At 56.8% G+C, this 26,192-nt stretch carries 25 protein-coding genes and 1 tRNA gene; 16 read left to right on the top strand and 10 right to left on the bottom strand.

Annotated features, from left to right (window positions below):
* Positions 1-31 precede the first annotated feature (31 nt).
* The 6 genes from ACQZ51_RS12020 (at position 32) to ACQZ51_RS11995 (ending at position 5,501) form a co-directional block, all read left to right on the top strand.
* A complete protein-coding gene (locus ACQZ51_RS12020) occupies positions 32-898 on the top strand; it encodes a TIGR02587 family membrane protein (protein ID WP_448777440.1) in 867 nt (288 codons plus the stop codon).
* A gap of 7 nt (positions 899-905) precedes the next feature.
* Complete coding sequence (locus tag ACQZ51_RS12015; RefSeq protein ID WP_448777438.1) at positions 906-1,313, top strand: hypothetical protein; 408 nt, start codon at positions 906-908, stop codon at positions 1,311-1,313.
* Positions 1,314-1,450: 137 nt separating this feature from the next.
* Positions 1,451-1,762, top strand: coding sequence for a hypothetical protein (locus ACQZ51_RS12010; protein ID WP_448777436.1), 312 nt, complete (start codon positions 1,451-1,453; stop codon positions 1,760-1,762).
* A 30-nt stretch (positions 1,763-1,792) separates the two neighbouring features.
* Entirely contained in the window at positions 1,793-4,465 is a 2,673-nt protein-coding gene (ligD, locus tag ACQZ51_RS12005) for a DNA ligase D (RefSeq protein ID WP_448777435.1), read from the top strand.
* Positions 4,466-4,479: 14 nt separating this feature from the next.
* Complete coding sequence (xth, locus tag ACQZ51_RS12000; protein WP_448777433.1) at positions 4,480-5,280, top strand: exodeoxyribonuclease III; 801 nt, start codon at positions 4,480-4,482, stop codon at positions 5,278-5,280.
* On the top strand, positions 5,277-5,501 hold the full coding sequence (locus ACQZ51_RS11995; protein WP_042619266.1) for a hypothetical protein: 225 nt from the start codon (positions 5,277-5,279) through the stop codon (positions 5,499-5,501). The genes xth and ACQZ51_RS11995 overlap by 4 nt, the downstream gene beginning before the upstream one ends.
* Positions 5,502-5,555: 54 nt before the next feature.
* Here the strand turns inward: ACQZ51_RS11995 and ACQZ51_RS11990 are convergent, their stop codons facing one another.
* From ACQZ51_RS11990 to ACQZ51_RS11960, 7 genes are all read right to left on the bottom strand, one after another.
* The gene (locus ACQZ51_RS11990) at positions 5,556-5,852 is read right to left on the bottom strand and encodes a PRC-barrel domain-containing protein (protein ID WP_448777431.1); all 297 of its coding nucleotides are present in this window, start codon (positions 5,850-5,852) and stop codon (positions 5,556-5,558) included.
* A 73-nt stretch (positions 5,853-5,925) separates the two neighbouring features.
* The gene (locus tag ACQZ51_RS11985) at positions 5,926-6,255 is read right to left on the bottom strand and encodes a GCG_CRPN prefix-to-repeats domain-containing protein (RefSeq protein WP_448777429.1); all 330 of its coding nucleotides are present in this window, start codon (positions 6,253-6,255) and stop codon (positions 5,926-5,928) included.
* A gap of 105 nt (positions 6,256-6,360) precedes the next feature.
* Positions 6,361-6,681, bottom strand: a complete 321-nt coding sequence (locus ACQZ51_RS11980) for a hypothetical protein (protein WP_448777427.1) — start codon at positions 6,679-6,681, stop codon at positions 6,361-6,363.
* Entirely contained in the window at positions 6,678-7,433 is a 756-nt protein-coding gene (locus ACQZ51_RS11975) for an exonuclease domain-containing protein (protein ID WP_448777425.1), read from the bottom strand. Before ACQZ51_RS11975 ends, ACQZ51_RS11980 begins: the two co-directional genes overlap by 4 nt.
* A gap of 166 nt (positions 7,434-7,599) precedes the next feature.
* Entirely contained in the window at positions 7,600-11,415 is a 3,816-nt protein-coding gene (locus ACQZ51_RS11970) for a vitamin B12-dependent ribonucleotide reductase (RefSeq protein WP_448777423.1), read from the bottom strand.
* Positions 11,416-12,107: 692 nt separating this feature from the next.
* Positions 12,108-12,605, bottom strand: a complete 498-nt coding sequence (gene gpt / locus ACQZ51_RS11965; protein WP_042619272.1) for a xanthine phosphoribosyltransferase — start codon at positions 12,603-12,605, stop codon at positions 12,108-12,110.
* A 131-nt stretch (positions 12,606-12,736) separates the two neighbouring features.
* Positions 12,737-13,618, bottom strand: coding sequence for a GGDEF domain-containing protein (locus ACQZ51_RS11960; RefSeq protein WP_448777421.1), 882 nt, complete (start codon positions 13,616-13,618; stop codon positions 12,737-12,739).
* 478 nt (positions 13,619-14,096) lie between these two features.
* Here ACQZ51_RS11960 and ACQZ51_RS11955 point away from each other — a divergent pair.
* The 3 genes from ACQZ51_RS11955 (at position 14,097) to ACQZ51_RS11945 (ending at position 15,393) form a co-directional block, all read left to right on the top strand.
* Positions 14,097-14,171, top strand: a tRNA-Glu gene (locus ACQZ51_RS11955).
* Between the two features lie 159 nt (positions 14,172-14,330).
* Positions 14,331-14,777 (top strand): VOC family protein, encoded by a 447-nt coding sequence (locus tag ACQZ51_RS11950; RefSeq protein ID WP_448777419.1) that lies wholly within the window; start codon positions 14,331-14,333, stop codon positions 14,775-14,777.
* A gap of 85 nt (positions 14,778-14,862) precedes the next feature.
* Positions 14,863-15,393: a lipocalin family protein gene (locus ACQZ51_RS11945; protein WP_448777417.1), complete on the top strand. Its 531-nt coding sequence runs from the start codon at positions 14,863-14,865 to the stop codon at positions 15,391-15,393.
* A 119-nt stretch (positions 15,394-15,512) separates the two neighbouring features.
* Here ACQZ51_RS11945 and ACQZ51_RS11940 read toward each other — a convergent pair whose 3' ends face one another.
* On the bottom strand, positions 15,513-16,412 hold the full coding sequence (locus ACQZ51_RS11940; protein WP_448777415.1) for a PhnA-like protein: 900 nt from the start codon (positions 16,410-16,412) through the stop codon (positions 15,513-15,515).
* Positions 16,413-16,593: 181 nt separating this feature from the next.
* A complete protein-coding gene (locus ACQZ51_RS11935; RefSeq protein ID WP_192066963.1) occupies positions 16,594-17,466 on the bottom strand; it encodes an ATP-binding protein in 873 nt (290 codons plus the stop codon).
* Positions 17,467-17,699: 233 nt separating this feature from the next.
* Between ACQZ51_RS11935 and yajC the strand changes: the two genes are divergently transcribed.
* The 5 genes from yajC (at position 17,700) to ACQZ51_RS11910 (ending at position 22,539) form a co-directional block, all read left to right on the top strand.
* Entirely contained in the window at positions 17,700-18,056 is a 357-nt protein-coding gene (gene yajC / locus ACQZ51_RS11930) for a preprotein translocase subunit YajC (protein WP_042619276.1), read from the top strand.
* A gap of 63 nt (positions 18,057-18,119) precedes the next feature.
* A complete protein-coding gene (gene secDF, locus ACQZ51_RS11925) occupies positions 18,120-20,678 on the top strand; it encodes a protein translocase subunit SecDF (RefSeq protein WP_448777414.1) in 2,559 nt (852 codons plus the stop codon).
* Positions 20,678-21,070: an Mth938-like domain-containing protein gene (locus ACQZ51_RS11920; protein WP_448777412.1), complete on the top strand. Its 393-nt coding sequence runs from the start codon at positions 20,678-20,680 to the stop codon at positions 21,068-21,070. Before secDF ends, ACQZ51_RS11920 begins: the two co-directional genes overlap by 1 nt.
* A gap of 14 nt (positions 21,071-21,084) precedes the next feature.
* Positions 21,085-21,933 (top strand): phytoene/squalene synthase family protein, encoded by an 849-nt coding sequence (locus ACQZ51_RS11915; RefSeq protein WP_448777410.1) that lies wholly within the window; start codon positions 21,085-21,087, stop codon positions 21,931-21,933.
* Positions 21,934-22,041: 108 nt separating this feature from the next.
* A complete protein-coding gene (locus ACQZ51_RS11910; RefSeq protein ID WP_236727996.1) occupies positions 22,042-22,539 on the top strand; it encodes a hypothetical protein in 498 nt (165 codons plus the stop codon).
* Here the strand turns inward: ACQZ51_RS11910 and trmFO are convergent.
* The gene (gene trmFO / locus ACQZ51_RS11905) at positions 22,488-23,981 is read right to left on the bottom strand and encodes a methylenetetrahydrofolate--tRNA-(uracil(54)-C(5))-methyltransferase (FADH(2)-oxidizing) TrmFO (protein WP_448777408.1); all 1,494 of its coding nucleotides are present in this window, start codon (positions 23,979-23,981) and stop codon (positions 22,488-22,490) included. The genes ACQZ51_RS11910 and trmFO overlap by 52 nt on opposite strands.
* 457 nt (positions 23,982-24,438) lie before the next feature.
* Here trmFO and ACQZ51_RS11900 point away from each other — a divergent pair, with 457 nt between their 5' ends.
* Together ACQZ51_RS11900 and ACQZ51_RS11895 are read left to right on the top strand one after the other, a co-directional pair.
* Entirely contained in the window at positions 24,439-25,671 is a 1,233-nt protein-coding gene (locus tag ACQZ51_RS11900; RefSeq protein ID WP_448777406.1) for an OmpP1/FadL family transporter, read from the top strand.
* A gap of 228 nt (positions 25,672-25,899) precedes the next feature.
* Positions 25,900-26,151: a hypothetical protein gene (locus ACQZ51_RS11895; protein ID WP_448777404.1), complete on the top strand. Its 252-nt coding sequence runs from the start codon at positions 25,900-25,902 to the stop codon at positions 26,149-26,151.
* Positions 26,152-26,192: the final 41 nt, after the last annotated feature.

The following is a 26,192-nucleotide window of genomic DNA, read 5'->3' as shown; positions in this document are numbered from 1 at the left end:
TGGGCGGAGCGACATTCTGTGGAGGACGAAATTGGCAGCGGGAAACAGCGCGCGTCGTGGGTTCGATACACCAAGGTTCCTCGCGGGGATAGCACGTGGAGGCGGGGGTGCGCTGTTGTTTGCCCTGCCCATGTTCATGACGATGGAGATGTGGGAGCTGGGCTTCTACATGGATCGCACGCGGCTTTTGCTTCTGCTCATCATCAACCTGCCTTTGTTGATTGTTTTGTCTCACCGCATAGGGTTTGAGCAGACCACGGGTTGGCGGCAATCTGTGCGCGATGCCATTATCGCTTACGCCCTTGGCATGGTTGCCAGCGCGCTTATTCTCTCAGCCATTGGCGTGCTGCGGGCTGACCAAACGCCGCATGAAATGGTGGGGATGATTGCTCTACTGGCGGTTCCGGCGAGCATTGGTGCCATGCTGGGCCGTAGCCAGCTGGGGGGCAAGTCTGACGACGATGAAGACGGTGAGGGTGACGAGGACCCGGTTCAAAACCGTGAGACGACCTATGCCGGCGAGCTTTTTCTGATGGCGGTTGGTGCGCTGTTTTTGAATCTGAATGTGGCACCCACCGAGGAAATGATCTTGCTATCCTTCAAGATGACGCCCTGGCATGGCCTCGCCATTATCGCGGCGTCGCTGATCGTCATGCATGGGTTCGTCTACGCCCTGTCATTTCATGGGAGCCACGATCTCGCGGAAGGCACGCCAAGCTGGCATGCATTTGTGCGCTTTACCCTGCCGGGCTATGTGATTGCGGGCTCCATCAGCGCATACTGCCTGTGGACATTCCACCGGGTCGACGATCTGGGGTCCACGCAGGTGTTGATGGCGATTGTTATCTTGAGTTTTCCCGGCGCTATCGGCGCATCCGCCGCTCGACTTATCCTCTGAGGGTTTCATGACCAAAACGATTGGCGACAAAAATCTCGAGGCAAAAAATCCGCACTGGGTGGAGTGGCTGACCGGACTGGTATCCGCCGTGATTGTGCTGGCGGTGATCGGCTGGATCGCGAAAGATGCCCTTATAGATCAGGACACATCACCCGACCTTGCCGTAACCGTTTTGATGACTGAACAGCGCAGCAACGGGTTTCAGGTTTCGTTCGAAGTGTCGAATGGCGCAAGTGCTACGGCATCGCAGGTCACGGTTGATGGTGAAATACTCGATGGCGCCAATGTCGTTGAGAAAGCCAGCACGGTGCTGGATTATGTTCCGGGCAAATCCAAGGCTCGGGCAGGCCTGATTTTCAAGAATGATCCTACAGGCCGGATCACTCTGCGTGTGTCAGCCTTTAATGAGCCTTGAGCTAACAGCGCTTTCCTCAAGATAACCAGCATATTTGCCTTTGGCGGTCTCAAGCGGGCCGCCGAAGGCATTTTGTTGGAAACAAACCGCGCAGCAGGGAGTTTGGTTGGTAACTGCAGCGAATGAGGAGAGACACCATGGCTGACGACAGCACCAACACCATCAAGGCAACATTCGATACGCGCGCGGCGGCTGATCTGGCGGTTGAGCATCTTGTTCAGCAGCATGGCATCCCGCGGCCGGATATCTTTATTCAGTCTGCCACGGATGAGAACACGGCAGGGTCGGTGGCGTCTGGCGGGGATGTTTCCAAAACCGGCGCGGTGCGCACCGATGCTCCGCTTGAAGGGGAGATTGAGGTATCCGCAGATATTCCGTCTTCCAAGATTGCTCTAGTGCAGCGCAGCCTGGGCGAGGCCGGGGCGCTTCGTGTGTCTGGCGCTGCCTGAGGCTGATCGCGGCGAGTAAGGAAAGATGCCATGGCCGACCATCTGAGCAAATACCGATCCAAACGCGATTTTAAGCAGACGCTTGAGCCGAGTGGAGAGGTTGAGGTCAAGGCATCCAACCGCCGCCGCTTCGTGATTCAGAAACACGACGCGACACGGCTGCATTATGATCTGCGGCTTGAGCTTGATGGCGTGTTCAAATCCTGGGCGGTGACGAAGGGTCCATCGCTTGATCCACACGACAAGCGGCTTGCTGTGGAGGTGGAGGACCATCCGCTGGATTACGGCGACTTTGAAGGCACGATACCCAAGGGGCAATATGGCGGTGGCACGGTCATGCTGTGGGATCGCGGTTACTGGGAGCCAGAGGGCAACAAGACGCCCGAGGAAGCGCTGAAAAAGGGTGACTTCAAGTTTACGCTGGAAGGCGAGCGTCTGCATGGAAGTTTCGTTCTGGTGCGGATGCGCAATGACCGCGATGGCGGCAGGCGGACGAACTGGCTGCTTATCAAGCACCGGGATGATGATGCCGTCGATGAGAACGGTGCCGCAGTGCTGGACGATAACGAGACATCCGTGGCTTCAGGCCGAACCATGGAGGCCATTGCCGCTGGCAAGGGCAAGAAACCGAAGCCGTTCATGACTGAGGGCGACACAGTTAAGGCGGATGCCGTGTGGGACAGCAATGAGGGGCTGGCCGCCGAGGAACGCAAGGCCGGGACGAAAACCCCGGCGAAGGCAAAGACCACGCGAACAAAGCCAACGAAATCCGCGAGCACGGCGTCTCCGATGCCGGGCTTCATCGCGCCGCAGCTCTGCGAGAGCCTGACGCGACCACCGGCAGGCAAAGGCTGGATTCATGAGATCAAATTCGATGGCTACCGGGTTCAGCTGCGCGTTGAGGGCGGCGAGGTAACGCTGAAGACCCGCAAGGGGCTGGACTGGACGACCAAATGGCCCGCAATCGCGGAGGCGGCGTCTGCGCTGCCTGACTGTATCATCGATGGTGAAATATGTGCGCTTGACGAGCAGGGCGCGCCTGATTTTGCTGCGCTTCAGGCCGCATTGTCTGAGGGGACGACAGACGATCTGGTCTATTTTGCCTTTGATCTGTTGTTTGCCGGTGATGAGGATTTGAGAGAGCTTCCGCTTGCGGAGCGCAAGTCCCGTCTGCAAGCGCTGATGTCTGATGCGGGCGAGGATACGCGCCTGCGGTTTGTCGAGCATTTCGAGACCGGTGGCGACGCCGTGTTGAAATCCGCTTGTCGGCTTTCGCTGGAGGGTATCGTCTCCAAGAAGGTAGATGCGCCCTATGATTCTGGCCGCAGCAAGACCTGGGCGAAATCCAAATGCCGCGCTGGCCATGAGGTTGTGATCGGCGCTTATGCCACGACGAATGGCAATTTCCGGTCTCTGCTGGTCGGTGTCTTCAGCGGCAAGCATTTCGTTTATGTCGGGCGGGTTGGCACCGGATATGGCGCCAAGACCGTCGAGAAACTGATGCCGAAGCTTGAGGAAATGGAAACGTCCAAATCTCCCTTCACGGGGATTGGCGCGCCGAAGGCGTCTGATGATATTGTCTGGCTGAAGCCGGAGCTTGTGGCGGAAATCGAGTTTGCCGGATGGACCGTTGACGGGCAGGTGCGGCAGGGCGCGTTCAAGGGTCTGCGCGAAGATAAACCCGCGGCGGAGGTGGAGGCCGAAGAGCCTGCCGCACCTGATGATGCAGATGTTCCCGACCCCGAAACGGACAAGCCGCCTGCAAAGCGCGCTCGCAAGGGTGCGAAAGAAGAGGTTATGGGCGTGATGATTTCCAGCCCAGACAAGGCGCTCTGGCCGGATGCGGGTGACGGAAAACCCGTGACCAAGGCTGACCTTGCGCACTACCACGAAGCTGTCGGACCGTGGCTGATCGAGCATATCAAGGGCCGTCCATGTTCCATTCTTCGCAACCCCGATGGCATTGGCGGCGAGCAATTCTTCCAACGCCACGCCATGCCGGGAACATCGAACCTGCTGGAACTGGTGACGGTCTCTGGCGACAAGAAACCCTATCTCCAGATCGACCGCGTCGAGGGCCTTGCCGCCATTGCCCAGATTGGCGGGATAGAGCTTCACCCGTGGAACTGTGCGCCGGACCAGCCAGATGTGCCGGGCCGGTTGGTGTTCGACCTTGATCCCGGGCCGGAGGTCGAGTTTTCAGCCGTTGTTACAGCAGCCCGGGAGATACGCGACCGGCTGGAGGAACTGGGTCTTGTGAGTTTCTGCAAGACCACCGGCGGCAAGGGTCTCCATGTGGTGACACCACTTGCCGTACCCAAGGGAAAGAAACTGAACTGGGACGAGGCGAAAAGCTTCGCACATGATGTGTGCGAGGATATGGCGCGGGATAATCCAGACCTTTACCTCATCAAAATGGCGAAGAACCAGCGAGAAGGGCGGATTTTTCTCGACTACCTGCGCAATGACCGGATGGCAACGGCGGTCGCGCCGCTATCGCCGCGAGCGCGTCCGGGCGCGACAGTCTCGATGCCGCTGAACTGGACGCAGGTGAAGGCTGAGCTCGACCCGACACGTTTCACTGTCAGAACCGTGCCTCAGCTTTTGAAAAAGAGCACTGCCTGGCAGGATTACGCTGAGGGCCACCGGCCATTGAACGAGGCGATCCAGCGGTTGAACAAGGCCCGTAAGGCGGTTGGTTGAATGGAGCATCTTTGGTGAAGCTCGCGACCTATAATGTCAACGGCATCAATGGCCGCCTCGACATTCTACTTCGCTGGCTTGAGGAGGCTAGACCCGATGTGGTGTGCCTTCAGGAGTTGAAGGCACCGTCCAACAAATTTCCTCGCAAGGAGCTGGAGCGAGCGGGATACGGTGCCATCTGGCACGGCCAAAAATCATGGAATGGTGTGGCCATTCTTGCACGGGGTCGCGAGCCGCTGGAGACGAGGCGCGGACTGCCCGGCGACGCGGATGACAGCCAGAGCCGCTATATTGAAGCCGTTGTTGATGGCATCATCATTGGCTGCCTTTATCTGCCCAATGGCAACCCGGTGCCGGGGCCAAAGTTTCAGTACAAGCTGGACTGGTTCCAGCGGCTGCAATCCTATGCTGCAGAGTTGCTGGAGCTAGACGTGCCTATTGCGCTTGTGGGTGATTTCAACGTCATGCCGACCGAGCTTGATGTCTATAAGCCGGAGCGCTGGTTGGACGATGCCCTGTTTCGGCCAGAAGTGAGGGCGGCTTACGCTGACCTCGTGGCCCAAGGTTGGACCGATGCCGTGCGCAAGCTGCACCCGGATGAACGCATTTACACCTTCTGGGCCTATTTTCGAAATGCCTTTGCCCGAGATGCGGGCCTGAGGCTCGACCATTTCCTGCTCAGCCCTGACCTCGCAGAAAAGCTGACGGCGGCACATGTCGATAAGCATGTGCGCGGCTGGGACCACACAAGCGACCACGCACCGGTGTGGATTGAACTTGGCGACAAACCCATCAAACAAAGGAGAAACGGATGACCGACAATTGGAGAGGCGAACTTCAAGGCAAGCTCGAAGCGCTCATTGATGAATTTGCGGTGAGAGGCATCAGCCATGGCGATGCTTGTGACGCCGTGGTGGAGGCGGCTGGCAATCTCAAAAACACCGGTGAGCGTGATCCAGATCCGGCAGATGATGTGGCTATTGAAGAACCTGCAAATGACTGGCCAGCGGCTGATCAGTCTCGACCGAGTGAATGAGGTAATAGCTTTACCACAAAAGAAGGGCCCGGTTTTCAACCGGGCCCTTGCTATTTAGTGATGGTGTTCTGGCATTTCTTTGAGCTGATCTTTCGTCCAGGACGTTACGGCGTGAACATCGCCGTCTTCATTTCGCATGAAGTCCAGATCACTGACGGAGACCGCGACTGGCTTGGCGCCAATTCCGAGAAAGCCGCCGACATCGATGATGACCTGGCCGCCAGCGCCCGCACCATGGACGTGATCCACCTTGCCAACCTTATGGTCATCTGCGCCGTAAACGGTTGCACCCTCCAAAATCTCCGAGGTCAGTTCCGCTGACGACAGGCGAACATGGTTTGTATGATCCATTGGTTTTCTCCTTGTTGTATGAAGAGGTAACGGGATCAAAGGGCTTCGGGTTCCCGGCTGCTAGGCAAAAGGGTTACCAGCGATAGTCACGCGGTCCACGCCAATCGCGCTGATCGTGGAAATCGCGGCGGGCGCGCCATTCACGACGTTCCTGTCTTTCGCGCCACTCACGTCTGGCTTCCCAGCGATCACGTCTGTCCCACCGATCACGATATTCGCGTGGTGGGCCGTTTGGACGGCAGTAGCCCCGTGGAGACAGATGAAAACCACGGCCGCACGCGTAATCCACCTTCTGCACAAGGGATGCCGTTGGGACGGACGGCTGGGCCGATGGCATCGCGTTTGCGACATTGGCTACCAGACTGGCTAGAACTATTCCCGCGCTTAGGATTATTTTGCGCATCTCAAATCACTCCGTTTAGGGTGACGTAATTTAGCGTTCCTCGTCGTGAACCGGTGCTGAATGAAGTTTGACGTTTTCGTGGCAATATGAGGCGATTGTGGCAGGTTATGTCTCATCCAATGACGTAAACCACGCCGCGTATGGCGTGTTCTTGGCGAGATATCGATTGAAATCCGGCGCGCCATCATCCCACCAGACGGCACCCCGTTCACCCAGTGCGACCTTGGCTGCGTCCACTCTTTTGCGGGCCTGCGCCATCTCTTCCGACGGATTCTTTGCTTTCCGGACGGCCCTCCGGGCGGCCATCAACTCCTGCACCAGCGCCGCTCGCGTGATCTCATCGAGGTCTGGATTGCTTCGACGCCAGAGCCTGCCCCTGACGACGAAGTAGCGGCCATCGGGCGTGTTGGGATATGTGTCGCTCATTCGAACCCGAGCGTTCGTTGGGCTGGCTCAGTGGCTTCCGACGGTTTGTCCTGATGGCGACGGGCGAGTTCTGTCTGCGCACTGAAGCGTATGTCGACATCCCTGTCCGCGATCAACGTGTTGAGCATGTCGATGCCAAGGCGGTCCCAAGACTTGCCTCGGTCTGGTCCGGCTGGCACGCGCGGCAGAAGGCCCGGTTCTTTGCTCCATGCGAGGCAATCCGCAAGCGATATCTCGTTCAACATATCGCGGAGGTGATGGGCCGTGACATAGGCGTCTGGCATGGCTCGGTGCGCCGGCAACCCGGTTTCATGCACCAGCCCTTCCGGCATTCGCTGATAGCGCAGCATCTGATTGGAAAACCGGGGAAGTTGCGGCCAGACGCGCAGGGCGCATTTCCATGTGCAGATCCATGGCGTTCCACCCGTAAACCGCGGCGTGCAGTACCTTTGCTCAAACGCTGCCCGGTGCGCTGCCAAGGCATCAATCTGGAAGGGTGGGCGAAGAACGGTCGATGCGATTTCTTTCCAGTATGGTGCATCCGCGACCTGGGAATCGAGAATGTGATGAATGGCCATGGTGTCTGGTGAGATGGGGCGGCCAGGGTTGACGAAGAGGGCTCCGCGCTCTTCGATGACTTGCCACCTGCCGTTCTCATTCAGAACCACATCCTGCCAGCCAATCTCGCATACATCATTTGGGCCGTTGCCGCCCGTTTCGAGATCGATGACGCGTATTCTGGCTCTGGCCACTGGATTGCTGCCTTCCTCTGGAACTTCAGTGGTGGGGTAAGCGAGATCGATACCGGATGGTTCCTTGTGAGGAAAGGCGATCTCCGAAACGAGAAACGCCGCCCGAATGACTTCGGGCGGCGTTGTGTTATCTGTCTGTCGCTACGACGACATTGTGCGGCCTAAATCAGCTGCAACCGCTTGTCGCGCCGCAAGTGTCGCACTTCTCACATGTTCCATTCCGAACCATGGTGAAGTTCTGGCACTCGCCGCACATGTTGCCGGTATACCCTTGAGCAATCGAGCGGATGCGGCGTTCGGCTTCCTTCTTTTTCGCTTCCGTCTTGGCAGATGCGGCGTCGGCTGCTGCCTTGTCGGAGAAGAGGGCGGTTGCGGCCTGTTCGGATTCTGTGGCCAGACCTTCTTCGACGATTTCGACTGCTTCCTTGGCACGCTCTTCATATTCGCGCTTGAAAGCGACGACTTCCGAGGTGGAGATCGCGACGGTTGGCTCTACCTTGCGGACCGTGTTGCCGGAGATCTGCGTGACAGTGCCGGAGGCGCGGGCAGGGGCTGCCGTGGCCGAACCCTTCGGCTCGGAAGCAGTGCGATCGGGGGTGTTGGAGACCAGAGTTGGCTTGTAACCGCGTGTCCAGCCGGTGGAAACGAGGTTTGTCTTGCCTTCTTCAATGCCCTTGCCGAGTGCAGTCTGCGAGAAGTCCGACGTATCCACATGGGCCAGATCGTGACGGCCAAGGTAGGAGACGGCGAGTTCGCGGAACACGTAGTCGAGGATCGAGGTTGCGTTCTTGATCGCATCGTTGCCGATGACCATGCCGGCTGGCTCGAACTTGGTGAAGGTGAAGGCCTCCACATATTCTTCCAGTGGCACGCCATATTGCAGGCCAAGCGAGATGGCGATGGCGAAGTTGTTCATCATCGCACGGAAAGCGGCGCCTTCCTTGTGCATATCGATGAAGATTTCGCCGATGCGGCCATCACCGAATTCGCCGGTGCGCAGGTAAACCTTGTGGCCACCGACGGCTGCCTTCTGGGTGTAACCCTGACGGCGGTTCGGAAGCTTTTCACGCTCGCGGCTGACACGCTCGACCACACGCTCGATGATCTTTTCAGTGATGGTGACGGCCTGGGCTGCCTGTGGCTGGGCGATCAGATCTTCCAGCGCATCCTCATCATTGTCGTCTTCGACGAGCGAGGCGTTGAGAGGCTGAGACAGCTTGGAACCATCGCGGTAAAGGGCGTTGGCCTTCAGCGCCAGCTTCCAGGACAGCATGTAGGCTGCGCCGCAATCTTCCACCGTTGCATCATTCGGCATGTTGATGGTCTTGGAAATCGCACCCGAGATGAAGGGCTGCGCTGCCGCCATCATGCGGATGTGGCTTTCAACCGAGAGGTAACGCTTGCCGATCTTGCCGCATGGGTTGGCGCAATCGAAGACAGGCAGATGCTCGTCCTTGAGGAACGGTGCGCCTTCCAGCGTCATCGCGCCGCAAACATGCACGTTGGCCGCTTCGATGTCCTTCTTGGCGAAGCCGAGATGCTCAAGCAGGTTGAAGCTCATGTCGGAGAGCTGCTCGTCGGAAACCTTCAGGGTTTCCTTGAGAAAGTCTGCGCCAAGTGTCCACTGGTTGAACACGAACTTGATGTCGAATGCCGACTTCAGCGCGGCGTTGACAGTTTCGATCTTCTCATCGGTGAAGCCCTTGGCCTTCAACGTGGATGGGTTGACCGCCGGTGCCTGGTTGAGATTGCTGTGGCCGATTGCGTAAGCTTCGATTTCGGCAATCTGGCTTTCCGAATAGCCGAGCGAACGCAGCGATTCAGGAACAGCGCGGTTGATGATCTTGAAGTAGCCGCCACCGGCCAGCTTCTTGAACTTCACCAGTGCGAAGTCTGGCTCGATGCCCGTTGTATCGCAATCCATGACGAGGCCGATTGTGCCTGTTGGCGCGATAACGGTGGTCTGGGCGTTGCGGTAGCCGTTCTTCTCGCCAAGCTCCAGCGCCTTCTCCCATGCGGCAACCGCGTGGGTGATGAGGTCCTGATCCGTGCAATCTGCATGGATGAGCGGAACAGGGTTTACCGACAGGCCTTCATAACCATAGGCCAGACCTTGAGCTGCGCGCTGATGGTTGCGCATGACGCGCAGCATGTTGTCACGGTTTGGTGCAAAGCCGGGGAAGGGGCCAAGCTCGCCAGCCATTTCGGCGGATGTTGCGTAGGAAACGCCCGTCATGATGGCGGTGAGAGCACCGGCAATCGCACGGCCTTCATCGCTATCGTAAGGAATGCCCGACGACATCAAGAGGCCGCCGATGTTGGCGTAGCCGAGGCCGAGTGTGCGGTATTCGTAAGAGCGTTCGGCAATTTCCTTGGATGGGAACTGCGCCATCATGACCGAGACTTCGAGAACGACAGTCCACAGGCGGACAGCGTGTTCGTAATCGGCGATATCGATGTTCTTGGTCTTGGCGTCCTTGAACTGAAGCAGGTTCAGCGAAGCAAGGTTGCAGGCTGTGTCATCCAGGAACATGTATTCCGAGCAAGGGTTGGATGCGCGGATGGGGCCAGCGGCTGGCGATGTGTGCCAGTCGTTCATGGTGGTGTTGAAGTGCAGGCCTGGGTCAGCCGATGCCCATGCAGCATGGGAAATCTTTTCCCAGAGGGCGCGTGCCTTCAGCGTCTTCATGACCTTGCCGTCCTTACGGGCGGTTAGATTCCAGTCGCCATCATCTTCCACGGCGCGCAGGAAGTCATCCTTCAGGGACACGGAGTTGTTGGAGTTCTGGCCCGAAACCGTGAGGTAGGCTTCCGAATCCCAATCGGTGTCGTAGGTCTTGAATTCGATTTCCTTGTAGCCCTGCTGGGCGAACTGGATGACGCGCTTGACGTAGTTCTCAGGAACCATGTCCTTCTTGGCAGCGCGGATTTCGCGCTTCAAAGCAGGGTTCTTGGCAGGGTCGAAGCAATCTCCACGCGTGGCTTCAGAGCCAGCTTCGCAATTGACGCAGGCCTTCATGATGGCCTTGAGGTGCTTGGCAACGATCTTGGAACCGGTCACGAGGGCAGCAACCTTCTGCTCTTCGTTCACCTTCCAGTCGATGTAGGCTTCGATATCTGGGTGATCGGCATCAACCACGACCATCTTGGCTGCACGACGGGTGGTGCCGCCGGACTTGATGGCGCCAGCTGCGCGGTCGCCGATCTTGAGGAAGCTCATGAGGCCGGAGGAGCGACCGCCGCCAGACAGCTTTTCGCCTTCGCCACGCAGGTAGGAGAAGTTGGAGCCAGTGCCGGAGCCGTATTTGAACAGGCGCGCTTCACGCACCCAAAGATCCATGATGCCGCCTTCATTGACCAGATCGTCTTCAACGGACTGGATGAAGCAGGCATGCGGCTGCGGGTGTTCGTAAGACGATTTGGACTTGGTCAGCTTGCCGGTGAAGGGGTCGACATAGAAGTGGCCCTGGCCGGGACCATCAATGCCATAGGCCCAATGCAGACCGGTGTTGAACCACTGTGGAGAGTTTGGCGCAACGCGCTGGGTGGCCAGCATGTAAGCCAGCTCATCCTTGAAGGCGGACGCATCTTCTTCGGAAGAGAAATACTTGCCCTTCCAGCCCCAGTAAGCCCATGTGCCAGCCAGACGGTCGAAAACCTGACGTGCATCGATTTCAGAGCCGTAACGCTCGCCTTCCGGAATATCCTTCATGGCCTTTTCATCGGCAACAGAGCGCCAGAGGAAGGAAGGAACGTCGTTTTCCTCAACCTTCTTCAGGCGCGCAGGGACACCGGCCTTGCGGAAATATTTCTGCGCCAGAACGTCCGTCGCAACCTGGGAGAACTGCGCAGGAACGTCGATATCCGCCAGACGGAATACAATGGAGCCATCCGGGTTCTTGATCTCGCTGACCGCCTTTCGGAATTCAATCTCTGCATAGGGAGACTGGCCGGGCTTGGTGAAGCGGCGTTCGATGCGCATGTCTTAATCCTCGTCTTGGGGCGCCCTTGGCCAGGGCGCAGAAATTCTCTCCAGCGTCGCGCCTCGTACGCGCCGCCGGTTAATGGCTCTCAGGTGAAACGTTCATCCTTGGATGCCGTTCCTCTACATCGTGGTGATTTCGGCTGCAAGCATACTATATATAGTATTAACAGTTTGCTGTCGCCACTTATCCCGCATTTTGTTTTGGCAACACGTTTCCGCTCACAAACAGCCGATTGCGCTCCACCCCCTTGTGGTCGGAACGCAAGGCAAACGCGTGAACTGAAACTGGAAAGAACCTGTGGTGAGAAACCCGATTCCATTGCCGCCGCAACATGACCTTACATTGCGGGATATGAGGTGATTCCGTCAAGGCCTAGTTTGAAGGGCTTTGTTAACCACAAGATATTGTGTGGGGCTCCTGTGGAAAACGGGGAAAGAAAAAGGCATTATAAAATTCAGTAACTTGGATCGATTTTAACCATACCCGAACCGCCTTCCTTACGTTGCGGAATGCGACTTTTTAGTTTTTATGCGCAAAATTCCGGTGTTGTGTACAAGCAACAGGGGGGTGATTTCCACACTTTCCCACTTTCCCACTTTGGTCTTGACGGGCCGCAAACGCTGCGCAGTAGACGCAAAAAAGCCGCCCGGAGGCGGCTTTGATGGAGCAATCGGCAGAGGGGGCGGCCTTAGCCGCGCGAGCCCTTTGCAATCGGTTCCTGATAGGTGAAGCCGAGATCCCAGGGGAAATAGATCCACGTATCCTGGCTGACCTCAGTGATGAAGGTGTCGATTGTTGGCACACCCTTGGGCTTTGCGTACACGCAGGCGAAATGTGCCTTGGGCAGCATTTCACGCACTTCGATGGCGGTCTTGCCCGTATCGGTCAGATCATCGACGACGAGAATGCCTTCGCCACCCTTTTCCAGCAGTTCGGGAGAGATGCCCTTGAGCAGCATCGTCTCGCCCTGATTGACATAATCATGGCGCGTGGCGATGCAGACGGTATCGATGAGGCGGATGTTAAGCTCACGCGAAATGATGGCGGCCGGTACGAGGCCACCGCGCGTGATGCAGACAATGGCGCTGAACTCCTGGTTCAGACCGGCAAGACGCCAGGCCAGAGCACGGGCATCACGGTGAAATTGATCCCATGAGACGGGAAAGGCTTTATCGGGAAGGGACATGGGGCGTCTACCATCTGGTCAAAATTGTTGATGGCTTTGGCTAATAGCGGGAAGAAAGCCTGAAATGCAAGCACATCGCATCTGCCTTCAACCGCTTTCTCTCAAAGCCGCCTGAACATAAAAGAGAATTCTCAGCCATTGCTGCCAAGAAAGGTGCCGATGACGCGGTTGCGACCGGCATCCTTGGCGCGATAGAGCGCGCTATCTGCGCGGCGGAGCAACTGTTGCAGGCGCTCGCCGGGGCCTGCTTCCACCACGCCGAAGCTGCAGGTGATGCGGCCTCGGGCCAGTGGATCGAGAAGGCACGATTCAAAGGCTGTGCGTAACCGCTCTGCAATGGCCACGGCATCCGTGCCTGATGTGCGGGGCAGGACGATGCAGAATTCCTCTCCGCCGATGCGGGAGGCCAGATCATAGGGCCGCAGCGAATCCTTGACGATTTCCCCCACGATCATCAGCACCTTGTCTCCGACATCATGGCCGTAATCATCATTGATGAGCTTAAAATTATCGAGGTCGAACAGAACGATGGACATGGGCTCATGTGCACGTTCCGCATGGGCCTGGATGGCAGGGACCTGCTCGGTCAGCCAGCGGCGGTTTGCAAGCCCGGTCAGAAAATCCGTTGTGGCCTGATGCTTGAGCTGTTTGGTCAGTTCCTCGACCTGGATCAGCATGGATTGGGTGGCTTGTGTAACGATGGAAATCTCGTCCTTGCCCACCGATTTCAGTTTCAGCAGGCTCTTATCGGCTGGATATCTCTCCAGCGCGCCCGCCAGATGATGCAGCGGACGAATGAAGCGCCAGAGCGCATAGAGGCAAAACGCCGTGCCCAGAAGGGTTGCGACCAGGATCAGGGTGAAAACCGGCACAGGGCCCGTATCCAGTCCGAACAGGAGAAAGAGGATCAAGGCAATCAGAGGAACGTGAACGCTCAGAAACGAAACGACGAAAATCTTCGCAATAAGGGATTGTCGAAAGGCTGGCATCAAGGGTCGTTTCTCAGTCGGCATTCTTCACCTTGTCTCGTTATGGGCGACGGGCACTTTATAGCAGCGCAAGCTAACACAACGAAAAGAAGCAATTCCGTGGCTTGCATCATGTTTTTGCGGTTTGCTCGCACTTTGCACAAGTCAAAGTGTCAAAACGCGAAGAGAACGGTGATTGGATCAGCTTTCTGCGCAAAATAGTTGAGATGATCCCAATAGTCTGATGGCGCAACCGCTTGGTCTGACCAAGGGTCAAAGCGGCCTTTGAATCGGTGTTGTGGTGCGCAATCATTGTGCCTGTCGTGCAGCCATTTCCACCTGATCCGTCGTTCACAGTCTTATCAATGCCGCCATTCAGAAAAAATAAGCCCCTGTTTTGAATAGGAAATCCTTATTTTGCAGGGCTTCTGGCGCGGCCTGTCATTTTTTTGTCAAAAGACGCATTTTCTCGCTTGCGATATCGAAAACCTCTGACTATAAGGGCGCCACACGACAAGTGTACGCGCCCTTCGTCTATCGGTTAGGACGACAGATTTTCATTCTGTAAAGAGGGGTTCGACTCCCCTAGGGCGTACCACTTGTGTGTATTTACCTCCCCACATGATTGAATATAGCTTAAACCACGCATCGAAACACGTGTGTTTTGTGGACGATGAACTTTTCCATCATCTCTCGGGGTTGATTGTTTGCCCCATTCGCTGAAGCTTGCTCCGTGAAGAATCGGGAGGAGCTGTCCGTGAGCGTACCATTTTCCCTTGTCGGCATAGATCACGTCGTTTTGCTGGTGGATGACATGGACAAGGCCTTGCACTTCTATCACGAGGTTATGGGGTGCAGGCCGGGATATTCCTATCCGTCACTGGGCATGGAGCAGGTCTGGTGCGGGGCATCACTCATCGTTTTATGGGATACTACCCATCCGGGCGGGCACAAGGCGGCACCGCCTGTCGCAGGTGGGCGCAATGTCGATCACATCTGCATTGCCACGGGGCCATTCGAACACAAGGCGCTGCGCACGCATCTGGAAAACCACGGTGTGAAAATCGACCGCGAGGCCATGCATGGCGGTGCGCGGGGAATGGGCCACTCCTTCTATATACACGACCCCTTCGGCAACATGCTGGAAATCAAGGGACCGGCGGAATATCCTGACGGACGAACCATCGCAACATTTCGGCAATGATGGGCACAGTAATGTGAGAGATGAACGTGCAACCTGGGCAATGGCGGGGCGTTGTTCCCGACCATCAATTTGGAGCATCGCAGCCATGAATCGTTTGTTGAGTTCGTTAAGCGCCATCGTGGCGTTTTCCTGTCTTGGCGCAGGTCTTGTCCCTGAGGCGAAGGCGGAGCCGTCAGTCGCGCAGGTAGACATGTCGCACTATCAGGGTAAATGGCTGGAAATCGGACGGACGCCAATGTGGTTGACCGATGGCTGCGAAGCCGGTTTCACCATTTACAAAAAGGGTGCTGCGCCCAATCAGGTCATGGTTCAGGACGGTTGCCGCGAAGGCTCGCCGCAGGGCAAGCTCAAGACCATCGAGGGACTGGGCACGCTGACGGATTCCAAGACGACAAAAGCCAAGCTGAAAGTTCGCTATCCGCTGTTGATTACCTTCGATTACTGGGTGCTCTACCAATCGCCGGATCGCAGCTGGTTCATCAGTGCCGATCCCAAGATGAAGAACCTTTGGATCTATTCGCGCACTGTGCCATCGAAGCCGCTTCTGGCGCGCATGGTGAAAAAGGCCGGGGAGCTGGGCTATGACACCAGCAAGCTGGAATTCCCCAAGTTCTGACATTGATCCGCTCATAATGAGAAATGCCCGCAGGTTTGCGGGCATTTTTTATTGCTCATCTGTGTTTCAAGAAAATGCCCGCTGTGAAGCGGGCATCTCTTTCCTTGATGTCACACCGCTTATGCGATGACCGTTTCGCGGCGGCGTTCCGTGTGAGCAGCGCCGATATTGCCACCGAAGAGAGCGGCGATTGCGCCAATCAGCAGGGCGCCGAAGGCAACGTAGGATGCGGCAGAAACGCCTGTCGCTGTTGCCTGTGCGGCTTCAGTCGCGGTTTTCTTTGCCTGTTCCATGGCTTGGCGGTACTGGTTTTCGTAATCAGTGACCTGCGTACGGGCCTGCTCGACGGGAATGTTTTGCGCACGGGCAAGCGCTTCGGCTGCACGGTTGCGGGCATCGGCAGCCTGCGACTGGTCACCAGTCAAAGCGGCACGCATGGCGCTGACGGCTGCATCGCGCAGGGCCTGTGGGTCATTGCCGCCGCTTGCTTCGCGAATGCTCTGCTCGATGCTGGAAACAGGATCATTTGCGTTTGCAAGGGCAGGGGCCGCAGCCGTTGCCGCTGTTGCGACCGTGGAGCCAGCACCAGAGAAGACGCTTGTGACGCCGGTGAATGCACCGCCAACCAGCGCGCCAACCGATGTGCTGAGCAGGTAAAAAACAACAAGCGTTGTGACTGCCCAGGATGTGAGGCCGTGGAGCGCGCCGGTGGAGCGAACCACGCGACCGGACAGGCGGCTGGCGACATATGCGCCGACGAAGGCTGCAATGATGCCGCTGACGATGACCCAGATGACCGAACCCATGGAGAGCGATGATGCGGTCGGCGTGTCATTTTGCGCTGGGTCGATAACGCCAGCGCCGATGGCCAGACCCAGAAGGTTCAGCAAAAGGTGCAGTGAAAGGGCAATAGCAACACCGGCAAAGATGCTGCCCCAGGAAACATTGGCAATAGGTTCGCGGGATACAGGGGCGTGAACGCCTGCGGTTGTTGTTGCGTATCTGGTCTGATCAGTCATTTCGCTCTCCGGTAACGTAGCGCGGGTTTCGCGCCTGCTCAGAACGATGTCGTGATCTCTTTGTTCCTGAGTATTGTATGAAATACTAATTGAGATGGATTGGCGCTGTTGCGCGCCGGTCTTTCTTTTTACATGGGACGCGATAGTGACTGTTCATGCCAAGTCTCACTTGGCTGGAAGATCATCTGTTGAGTGGCTTTCTCAAACGTCCTGCGGCGTCCTGAATATATTGCCAGGCGACGCGGCCAGAGCGGCCACCGCGCGTAGTTGCCCATTCCAGCGCTTCGTGGTGAAGGGTGTCTTTCGGCAGCCCCAGATCGAAATGGTCTGCATAACCATCGATCATGGCGAGATAATCGTCCTGGCTGCATTTGTGGAAGCCCAGCCAGAGGCCGAAGCGATCCGAAAGGGAGACTTTTTCCTCCACCGCTTCAGACGGATTGATGGCGGTGGACTGCTCATTCTCCATCATGTGGCGTGGCAGCAGGTGGCGGCGGTTGGATGTTGCGTAAAACAGTACGTTATCCGGCCTGCCTTCAATGCCGCCATCAAGCGCTGCCTTGAGCGATTTATAGGCCGTATCATCATGGTCGAAGGAAAGGTCGTCGCAGAAGAGAATGATGCGGTGATCTGCGCGTTTGAGAATGTCCATCAAGGCGGGAAGGGTGTGGATGTCTTCGCGGTGGACTTCCACGAGTTTCAGCGACACATCGCCCGCGGCCCTGACATCTTCGTGAACAGCTTTGACCAGCGATGATTTGCCCATGCCGCGTGCGCCCCACAGGAGCACATTGTTGGCTGCAAAACCCTGCGCAAAGCGCAATGTGTTTTCGTGGAGAATATCGCGCACATGATCCACGCCGCGAATGAGTTGCAGTGCGATGCGGTTTGGCCGTGCAACCGGCTGAAGCCAGCTGTTTGCGGGTATCCAGACGAAGCAATCGGCGCTGGACCAATCATTGACCGCTGGCGCCGGGCCTGCCAGACGCTCAACCGCAGCAGCCAGGCGACGGACTTCCGCCAGCAAGGCGAGGTTGGTTTCTTCCGGCGTCATCTCAACGTCTCCCGAATAATTGTTGTTGCACAATCCACCATATGAGGACGGCATAACACTAGAATTTCTGCGGGGTAGCATGGTGTTTACCTTCTTGAAAGGTTATGAGGCGTGGAAACGGTAATGCGTATCGCCTGCGTCTGTTGCATTCCGGGCGATCACAACTATATTCCGGCGGCTTGAAAAGCCGGCCAGTGGCTGAGACTGCGCCCGAATAATCTGAGGAGTTCTTTATGTTCATTAGCCAAGCTTTTGCCCAGGATGCGGCAGGCGCACCATCTGCATTCGGGTCCGGCCTTGAAATGCTTTTCCTGTTCGCCCCACTCATGGTGGTCTGGTACTTCTTCCTGATCCGTCCGCAGCGCGCGCAGTTGAAGAAGCGTCAGGAAACACTGACGGCTATTCGCCGTGGTGACCAGGTTGTTCTGGGCGGCGGCATTGTTGGCAAGGTAACCAAGGTTATCGACGACAACGAGCTGGAAGTCGAAATTGCCGAAGGCGTCAAGGTTCGCGCATCGCGCACCTACATCGCTGAAGTCCGCGTCAAGGGTGAGCCGGTCAAGACCGAAGCTCCTGCCAACGCAAAGTAAATGACAAGCAGGTTGCGGCATCCGCAACCTGGGTTCTGACACCCAAACTTGACCGAGACCTCAATGCTTCATTTTTCCCGCTGGAAAACAGCCTTCATCTGGCTGGTCGTGCTTATAAGCGTGTTTATCGCTTCTCCAAACCTGTTTACCGACAAGCAATTGGAGGGCATGCCGAACTGGTACAAGGATAATAAAGTAACTCTCGGTCTCGACCTTCAGGGTGGCTCCCACATCATGCTCAAGATCGAGCGTTCCGACATTGTGAAGGAACGTCTCGAGACCATCGTGGGTGATGTGCGTACCCAGTTGCGTGATGCCAATATCCGCTATTCGGGCCTTGCCGGCAACGGCCAGCAGGTGCAGGTTCGCATCACCGATCCTGCCCAGTACGAAGCCGCCAAAACGGCATTGCGTGACCTGACACTGCCGGTTTCATCCGGCACGCTGGTTGGCACATCCATCACCGAAGTGACGATGACTGATGTGGGCGACAACGTTCTGCGTCTCAATCTGACGGATGATGGCATCGCTTATCGCCTGTCGTCTGCGGTTTCCCAGTCCATCGAAGTCGTTCGCCGCCGCGTGGACGAAGTCGGCACGACCGAGCCGCTGATCCAGCGTCAGGGCAGCGACCGCATCATCGTTCAGGTTCCGGGTCTGCAAGATCCACAGCGTTTGAAATCGCTGTTGAACCAGACCGCGAAACTGTCCTTCCGCATGGTCGATACGTCCATGCCGGTGCAGGAAGCGATGAATGGCCGCCCGCCAGCAACATCAGAAGTGCTTTATTCGCAGGATGACCCACCGGTTCCATATCTGGTGGAGCGCCGCGCGCTTGTTTCCGGCGATAACCTCGTTGATTCGCAGGCCAGCTTTAACCAGCAGAACAATGAGCCGGTCGTAACGTTCCGCTTCGACAGCCGTGGTGCACAGCGTTTTGCGCAGGCCACGCAGCAGAATGTCGGCAAGCCATTCGCCATCATTCTCGACAATCAGGTGATTTCCGCACCCGTTATCCGCGAGCCGATCATCGGTGGTTCGGGCCAGATTTCCGGTAACTTCTCTGTTGAGGGTGCTAACGACCTCGCCGTTCTCCTGCGTGCCGGTGCGCTTCCGGCAACGCTGACGGTTGTTGAAGAACGCACCGTGGGCCCAAGCCTTGGTAGCGACTCGATCAATGCCGGTTTGATGGCCAGCGCCATCGGTGCCGCCGCCGTCGTCATCTTCATGTTCATCTTCTACGGCTTCTTCGGCCTGCTGGCGAACATCGCCCTCATCGTCAACATTGTCATGCTTCTGGCGGTGTTGAGTATCATCGGTTCGACGCTGACCTTGCCGGGTATTGCCGGTATCGTGCTGACCATCGGTATGGCGGTCGACTCCAACGTTCTGATCTATGAGCGTATTCGTGAAGAGGTGAGAAGCGGCAAGCCGCTGATTTCATCGCTCGAAAGCGGCTTTACCCGCGCTTTCGCGACGATCATGGATGCCAACATCACGACGCTGATCGTGGCCAGCGTTCTGTTCTACATGGGAACAGGACCGGTCAAGGGCTTTGCCGTTACGCTTGCCGTCGGTATCGTCACCACGGTCTTTACCGCCTATACGCTGACAGCGTGGATGTTCGGCGTGTGGGTTCGTCGTAGCCGTCCGAAGGTCCTGCCGAAGGGAATTCGCACAGCGATTTTCGATGGCAAAGACATACCTTTCATGCGTTACCGCCGCTACGTCTTCATCCTGAGCGGCGTGCTCATGCTGGCCTGCGTCGGTGGTTTCGCAACCAAGGGTCTCAACCTGGGCATCGATTTCCAGGGCGGCTCCGTTGTCGAGGTCAAGGCCAAGCAGGGTGATGCCGATATCGCTGATATCCGTGATCGTCTCAGCCAGTTGAACCTGGGCGAAGTTCAGGCGCAGGGCTTTGGAACACCACAGGATGTGTTGATCCGCATTCAGGCGCAGGAAGGCGGCGAGAATGCTGAGCAGTCTGCGATTACGCTGGTGCGTGGCGAGCTTGAGGACAAATACGAATTCCGCCGCGTTGAAGTGGTTGGTCCTGCCGTTTCCGGCGATCTGACGCTCACCTCCACCATCGGTATTGCGCTCGCCATGGTCGCTATCATGGCCTATATCTGGGTGCGCTTCGAATGGCAGTTCGCGCTCGGCGCCATCATCTCGATGGTGCATGACGTGGTCTTCACCATCGGTCTGTTCGTGTTCCTCGGCATCGAGTTCAACCTGACCAGTATCGCCGCCATTCTGACGATCATCGGTTACTCGCTCAACGATACGGTCGTCATCTATGACCGTATTCGCGAAAACCTGCGGCGCTACAAGAAGATGCCGCTCTCGATGATCATCGACGTTTCGCTGAACCAGACATTGTCGCGCACGATCCTGACGGGTCTGACCGTCATGCTGGCGCTGCTGTCGCTCTACCTGTTCGGTGGCGAAGTCATCAGATCCTTCACCTTCGCGATGCTCTTCGGTGTTGGTATCGGCGTCTTCTCGTCGGTCTATATCGCCGCGCCGGTTCTCATTGCCTTCAAGCTGCGTCCAGGTGGTAACGACCCTGAAGATGCGAAGGCCGAAGCCAATGCCATTGGCGGCAAGCCTGCCGTCTGATGGCCGCTGGTATCGAAATACGCCCGGCCCATTTTCCCGGCCGGGCACCCATAGACGCCTACGGCAATGGCGGATTTCGTTTCGCCGATATGTCGCATCGCGGATCACTTCTTTGCATTCCGTCCGGAATTCATGGATGGGCTGTCAATGAGCCGAGCCAGCTCAGCATCGAGCATTTTTCTCAGATCATTGCCCAGGCCAGCGAGATAGAGTTTTTGCTCGTCGGTATGGGGGATACGATGCGGATGATACCCAAAGAGTTGCGGGCAGCCTTGAAGGATGCTGGCATCTCTGTCGACCCGATGAGCACCGGGGCTGCGGTCAGGACTTACAACATCATGCTTTCGGAATCGCGTGCCGTCGCGGCTGCGCTGATCGCCGTCGAGGGCTGAAAGAGCTTTATACAATGGCTGAGCGCATGATAGATACGGACGCGTGCATGAGCATGTTGCGCGATACCGATCGTGATCGGTATCTGGCATGCCTTTTGTCACCTCAGGATAAGCGCGCAGCACTCTGCGCTCTCTATGCCTTCAACGCTGAAATTGCCCGCATTCGCGACCTCGTGCGCGACCCGCTTCCCGGCGAGGTGCGCATGCAATGGTGGCGCGATCTGCTCGAGGGCAAGCCCCATGGCGAGAGCCTTGCCAATCCGGTGGCTGCCGCACTTCTGGATGCCATCGAGACGCACAAGCTTCCGCGGCAGACGCTGATCAACATGATCGAAGCCCGGATTTTCGATCTTTATGACGATCCTTTCACCGATCGAAACGCACTGGAAGGCTATGCCGGGGAAACGGCATCTGCCCTGATCCAGCTTGCCAGCATCGTGCTTTCGCCAGAAGACGCTGCTAGCAATGCAGAGGCCGCAGGCCACGCAGGTGTGGCGCAGGCAATGGCGGGCATGCTGTTGCTGATGCCGCTGCACGCCAGCAGGGGGCAGGTGTTAGTACCCCTTGATATGCTATCTGCTGCCGGTCTGGACCGCGAGACGTTTCTGGAAGGTCAGGACAAGGCGCGGATCGGTGCTGCCATCGAGATCTTCTGCGTTCACGCACAGGGGCATCTGGAGAAGGCGCGGCTTGCGCCCATTCCTAAGGCGGTTTTTCCAGCCTTTATTCCCGTTGCACTGTCAGGCGGTGTTATCGTCAGGGCGCGCAGGGCCGGCGCGGCGCTCTTGACGCAGGATATCCTGTCATCGCAGTTTCGCCGCCAGTGGCAGCTTGCAAAGGCGTCTTTCACCCGTCGCTTCTGATCATAGGTCCGCCCAGTCCATATTCGCGCAAGGCTTGACCACTATGTGATGATATTGCGAAAAGCGCCTGAGCCGGGACGACGAGAGCAGCCGTATGGAGAGACATCGATGAGCCCTACAATCCTGATCGTCCTCTTTCCTTTGGCCATGTTAGGCCTTTATTTCTTGCGCCTGAAGCGTAACCCGGACGAGGATGACTTGCACGATCCGGGTCAGGCCATTCTCGATTTTGCTCGCGCCTTTCCGAACGAAGCCATCCGCAGCCTGCATATGACCGCTGATGGTAATGCAGTTTTCGTGCGCCTTCACGACAACAAGGCTGGCTTCATGCGCAACATGGGCAAACACCATGTCTGCATGTTGCTCGATCCCGAATGCATTCAGGTCGAGCATCTGGAAACCGGCGACGGGTTTGTCGTGTCGTTTCTGGACAAGCCGAAATATAGCGGCGCCTACCGTTTCAAGACGGTGAAGGAGGCCGCGGAAGTCTCCCTATGGCTGCTGGGAAGCATGCTGGAAGCGGTCCCGGCCACCGAGCCGGAACCTGCGGCGGATCAGGCCGCCGAAGCATCCGATACCAAGGTGTCGCCGCCTGTTTCCACCTGAGCAGAGGCCGTTTCCGGCTCTGCGAAGATGGGGGCAGGCACGCCCAGCCATGAGGCGCAATCTGTGAGGGCGCGCTTGGCCATCAAATGACGCTTCATGATGGTCTTGTCCTTGCCACGGAAGCGTTTGACGCCTTCCGGCTTGACGATCGAACCTGGCTCAAGTTCAGGGAAAAGCCCGAAGTTGATATTCATCGGCTGGAAGGAACGCTTGCCAGGCTCCTCATCGCTCGACAGATGTCCACCGGTGATGTGGCTGAGCAGGGAGCCAAGAGCCGTGGTGGCCGGAGGAAGGCTGACAGCCTCTCCCTTGCGCTCTGCGCTGGCAAAACGGCCGGTCAGCAAGCCAATCGATGCACTTTCGACATAACCCTCGCAGCCGGTGATCTGGCCTGCAAACCGCACAGATGGGCGCGACTTCAGCCGTAGCGACGGATCCAGCAGGCGCGGCGAATCGATATAGGTGTTGCGGTGCAGCCCACCGAGGCGCGCAAACTCCGCGTTTTCCAGCCCGGGGATCATGCGGAATATATCGGCCTGCGTGCCGTATTTCAGCTTCGTCTGGAAGCCCACCATATTATAGAGCGTGCCGAGTGCATTATCCTGACGCAGTTGGACGACGGCGTAGGCCTTGACGGTTGGGTTGTGCGAATTGGTGAGGCCCATGGGCTTCATCGGACCGTGGCGCAGCGTCTCGCGCCCGCGTTCAGCCATGATCTCGATGGGCAGGCAGCCGTCGAAATAGGGCGTGCCTTCCCACTCCTTGAAACCAACTGTATCCCCCGCGATGAGGGCGTCTATGAAGGCATGGTATTGTTGTTCGTCCAGCGGGCAGTTGATGTAGTCTTTGCCATTGCCACCGGGTCCGACCTTATCGTAACGCGACTGGTACCAGCAGATATCCATATTGATGCTATCGCGGTGAATGATGGGGGCGATGGCATCGAAGAAGGCAAGCGCATCCTCACCCGTTTCCGCTTGAATGGAGGCGGCGAGGGCAGGTGATGTGAGCGGGCCGGTGGCGATGATGGTGTTGTCCCATTCCTGCGGTGGCAGGCCGGAGATTTCCTCGCGGATGATGGTGATAAGCGGATGGGCTTCGAGTTTCGCCGTGACGGCGTCGGCAAAGCCATCGCGGTCCACCGCAAGGGCGCTACCGGCTGGCACTTTATGCTCATCGGCGCAGGCCATGATGAGCGAGCCCGCAAGCCGCATTTCAGCATGGATAACGCCGACAGCGTTGGCCGTCGCGTCATCGGAGCGGAATGAATTGGAGCAGACCAGTTCAGCAAGTGCTGTGCCCTTATGGGCATCCGTGCTACGCACGCCGCGCATTTCATGCATGATGACAGGCACACCGGACTGTGCGATCTGCCAAGCGGCTTCAGAACCTGCAAGGCCGCCACCGATGACGTGAATGGGGGAATAGGTCTTGTCTTGCATAACGCACCCGCACCGCCATGCAGCACGACGTGCGTTGTGGCAGATATGTTTGTTTGATGGATAGCCTGCCATTTTCAGGAGGCGAATGTGCCGTTGCAGTACCACGAGAGCTGAATGTCGCCAAACAATTTTCCGTATGTTGGTGATGTGACTATGCTGTCTGTGACTGCCACCCTAAGGCGAATGTCGCGGAAATACGGCTTTAGACGCGAAAACCCCAGATGTTGTCGCACGGTCACAGTTCAGCTGATGTAAAGCATATTGTTCTAATATATTCGGCTAATATAGCTACCTGGGAGAATAAATTTACGGGATTTTCGTCTGAGGTCGAGTTGTTCAGCATTTTACGTAAATTATTTTTGCACTGCAAAAACGCATGGCTGCTATGCGGCAGATTGTCTTTTGTATCAAAGCATTGCACGGTCTTTCCATCGCATTGCCTTGATTGGGGAGAGACATGGCAAAACAACATATCATTCTGAGTGGTGCTTTGAGCTTTGCCGTCGGCTTGACATCGATGTCACCTGCATTTGCTGGCGGGTTGGACAGAGGTGGTTACAATATCGACCAGCTTTTTGACGCTTCGCCGTTCACATTTTCCTCCGGCGTGACCTACGTGATGCCGCAGAGGAAAATCAAAAATGCTCGCGATACAGATCCATTGGATGGTACGGTCGGTGGCACCACCTATGCGGATGACAGCGAGAATTATGCCATTCCATATGTTGGTATCAAGGGCGGTTATGACGCGATTGACTGCCTTGTGGACTATTCTCAGCCGTTCGGCGCACATCTGCAGCCGGGTGCGGGTTGGGCTGGCCGCCAGAGCAATATTGAAACGAAAGTTCGGACAGATAATTACGGACTGACGTGCTCTTACAAGTTTGACATGGGGCCGGGCCAATTCCGCATGATTGGCGGCGGCTTTTACCAGGAGATCGAGGGTTCCAAAACAAGATTGGTCCTTCCTATTCCAGGCGCGGGCGTCGGCCGTCTCGATATGAGCGATGAGGCGCTGGGCTGGAGAGCAGGCGTCGCATACGAAATCCCTGAATATGCATTGAGGGCAAGCCTCGTTTACAATAGCAGGGTCAAATATGACAATCTTTCCGGCACCTTGGATCTCACTCAAATCCCTCTTAATTTTGGTGGTAGTCCATGGGCTGGTCGTCGATTTGGCATCGTAGGCTCAGCAGAGGCGCCAGACTCGTTGGAACTTAAGGTACAAAGCGGTATTGCGCCGGACTGGCTTGCTTTCGGGTCTGTCAAATGGACGAATTGGAGCCTCATACAATCCATCGGCTTCTGCCCGGTTGCCTCCTCCGGGCTACCCTGCCAGCCAGGTGGTGTGACGTCACTAGATCTTCTGTACCGTGATGGATGGACTGTCTCGGGTGGTGTGGGCCACAAGTTTAACGATAAGCTTTCGGGCGCGCTCAGCTTGACGTGGGATCGTGGCACGAGCACAGGCGTTGGAACGCAGACTGACACTTGGACCGTTGGTGCCGGTCTATCTTATGCCATGACGGAAAATGTGGAGCTGCGTCTGGCCGGTGCGGTTGGTCTGCTGACAAGCGGTAGTTCCGGAGCCGTGTCTCGAGGTGGATTTACATACGGTGACGATGTTGCTTATGATTTTGGAAACGACATCGTTACGGCTGTCTCGACATCCTTGAAGGTGAAGTTCTAATTTCACCAACTCAGTCAAAATCACCCGGTCTTTCGAGGCCGGGTTTTTTGTTGCTTGGCTGCAATATTGTGACGATTTAGCAACATATTTCTGCAACCTTCACGTTGCGTCAGAAAGCCGTCCTATTTGTCCATTTCCCGCCACAAACAAGTTGCTTGCTTGTCTTCAGGGACGCGGGAAACGGAAGAATATGCGGGCTTTTAAACAGGCTCTGCTGAAGTGGTTAATGTGAAAATGAAAGTGGATTCAGTGTCTAAGCAAGTAAACGCACGAATTGAATTCGTGGCCTTGCTGGAGACCATGATTGCGGCGATCAAACGCCGTTATATTGCCGGAAACGGCGCGTATATCTCATTTCGTGCACAGACCGACCTACAGACGCAGAAGCAGACCGGCAGCACCTTAAAAAGTGCGGCTGGAAAGACGCAGTGTGTTCGAAAATCGCAGCCTGGTGTGAATTGTCTTTGCAGTATTGCGTGAGTATTCGCTATACCCCGGGAAGAGTGAGAGAAGTCCGTTTA

This window comes from Agrobacterium sp. CG674 (assembly GCF_053521645.1).
Note: the sequence above shows the minus strand (reverse complement) of the source record. Positions and strands in the feature narration are given on the sequence as shown.

Coding starts and splice junctions, on each gene's coding strand:
- ACQZ51_RS11985 (WP_448777429.1), bottom strand. CDS start 6,255: ATGCGCAAAATAATCCTAAGCGCGGGAATAGTTCTAGCCAGTCTGGTA.
- ACQZ51_RS11920 (WP_448777412.1), top strand. CDS start 20,678: ATGGCCGCTGGTATCGAAATACGCCCGGCCCATTTTCCCGGCCGGGCA.
- ACQZ51_RS11910 (WP_236727996.1), top strand. CDS start 22,042: ATGAGCCCTACAATCCTGATCGTCCTCTTTCCTTTGGCCATGTTAGGC.
- ACQZ51_RS11935 (WP_192066963.1), bottom strand. CDS start 17,466: ATGACGCCGGAAGAAACCAACCTCGCCTTGCTGGCGGAAGTCCGTCGC.
- ligD (WP_448777435.1), top strand. CDS start 1,793: ATGGCCGACCATCTGAGCAAATACCGATCCAAACGCGATTTTAAGCAG.
- gpt (WP_042619272.1), bottom strand. CDS start 12,605: ATGTCCCTTCCCGATAAAGCCTTTCCCGTCTCATGGGATCAATTTCAC.
- ACQZ51_RS11995 (WP_042619266.1), top strand. CDS start 5,277: ATGACCGACAATTGGAGAGGCGAACTTCAAGGCAAGCTCGAAGCGCTC.
- ACQZ51_RS11970 (WP_448777423.1), bottom strand. CDS start 11,415: ATGCGCATCGAACGCCGCTTCACCAAGCCCGGCCAGTCTCCCTATGCA.
- ACQZ51_RS11980 (WP_448777427.1), bottom strand. CDS start 6,681: ATGAGCGACACATATCCCAACACGCCCGATGGCCGCTACTTCGTCGTC.
- ACQZ51_RS11990 (WP_448777431.1), bottom strand. CDS start 5,852: ATGGATCATACAAACCATGTTCGCCTGTCGTCAGCGGAACTGACCTCG.
- ACQZ51_RS12015 (WP_448777438.1), top strand. CDS start 906: ATGACCAAAACGATTGGCGACAAAAATCTCGAGGCAAAAAATCCGCAC.
- ACQZ51_RS11960 (WP_448777421.1), bottom strand. CDS start 13,618: ATGCCGACTGAGAAACGACCCTTGATGCCAGCCTTTCGACAATCCCTT.
- ACQZ51_RS11940 (WP_448777415.1), bottom strand. CDS start 16,412: ATGACTGATCAGACCAGATACGCAACAACAACCGCAGGCGTTCACGCC.
- secDF (WP_448777414.1), top strand. CDS start 18,120: ATGCTTCATTTTTCCCGCTGGAAAACAGCCTTCATCTGGCTGGTCGTG.
- trmFO (WP_448777408.1), bottom strand. CDS start 23,981: ATGCAAGACAAGACCTATTCCCCCATTCACGTCATCGGTGGCGGCCTT.
- yajC (WP_042619276.1), top strand. CDS start 17,700: ATGTTCATTAGCCAAGCTTTTGCCCAGGATGCGGCAGGCGCACCATCT.
- ACQZ51_RS12010 (WP_448777436.1), top strand. CDS start 1,451: ATGGCTGACGACAGCACCAACACCATCAAGGCAACATTCGATACGCGC.
- ACQZ51_RS11900 (WP_448777406.1), top strand. CDS start 24,439: ATGGCAAAACAACATATCATTCTGAGTGGTGCTTTGAGCTTTGCCGTC.
- ACQZ51_RS11945 (WP_448777417.1), top strand. CDS start 14,863: ATGAATCGTTTGTTGAGTTCGTTAAGCGCCATCGTGGCGTTTTCCTGT.
- ACQZ51_RS11915 (WP_448777410.1), top strand. CDS start 21,085: ATGGCTGAGCGCATGATAGATACGGACGCGTGCATGAGCATGTTGCGC.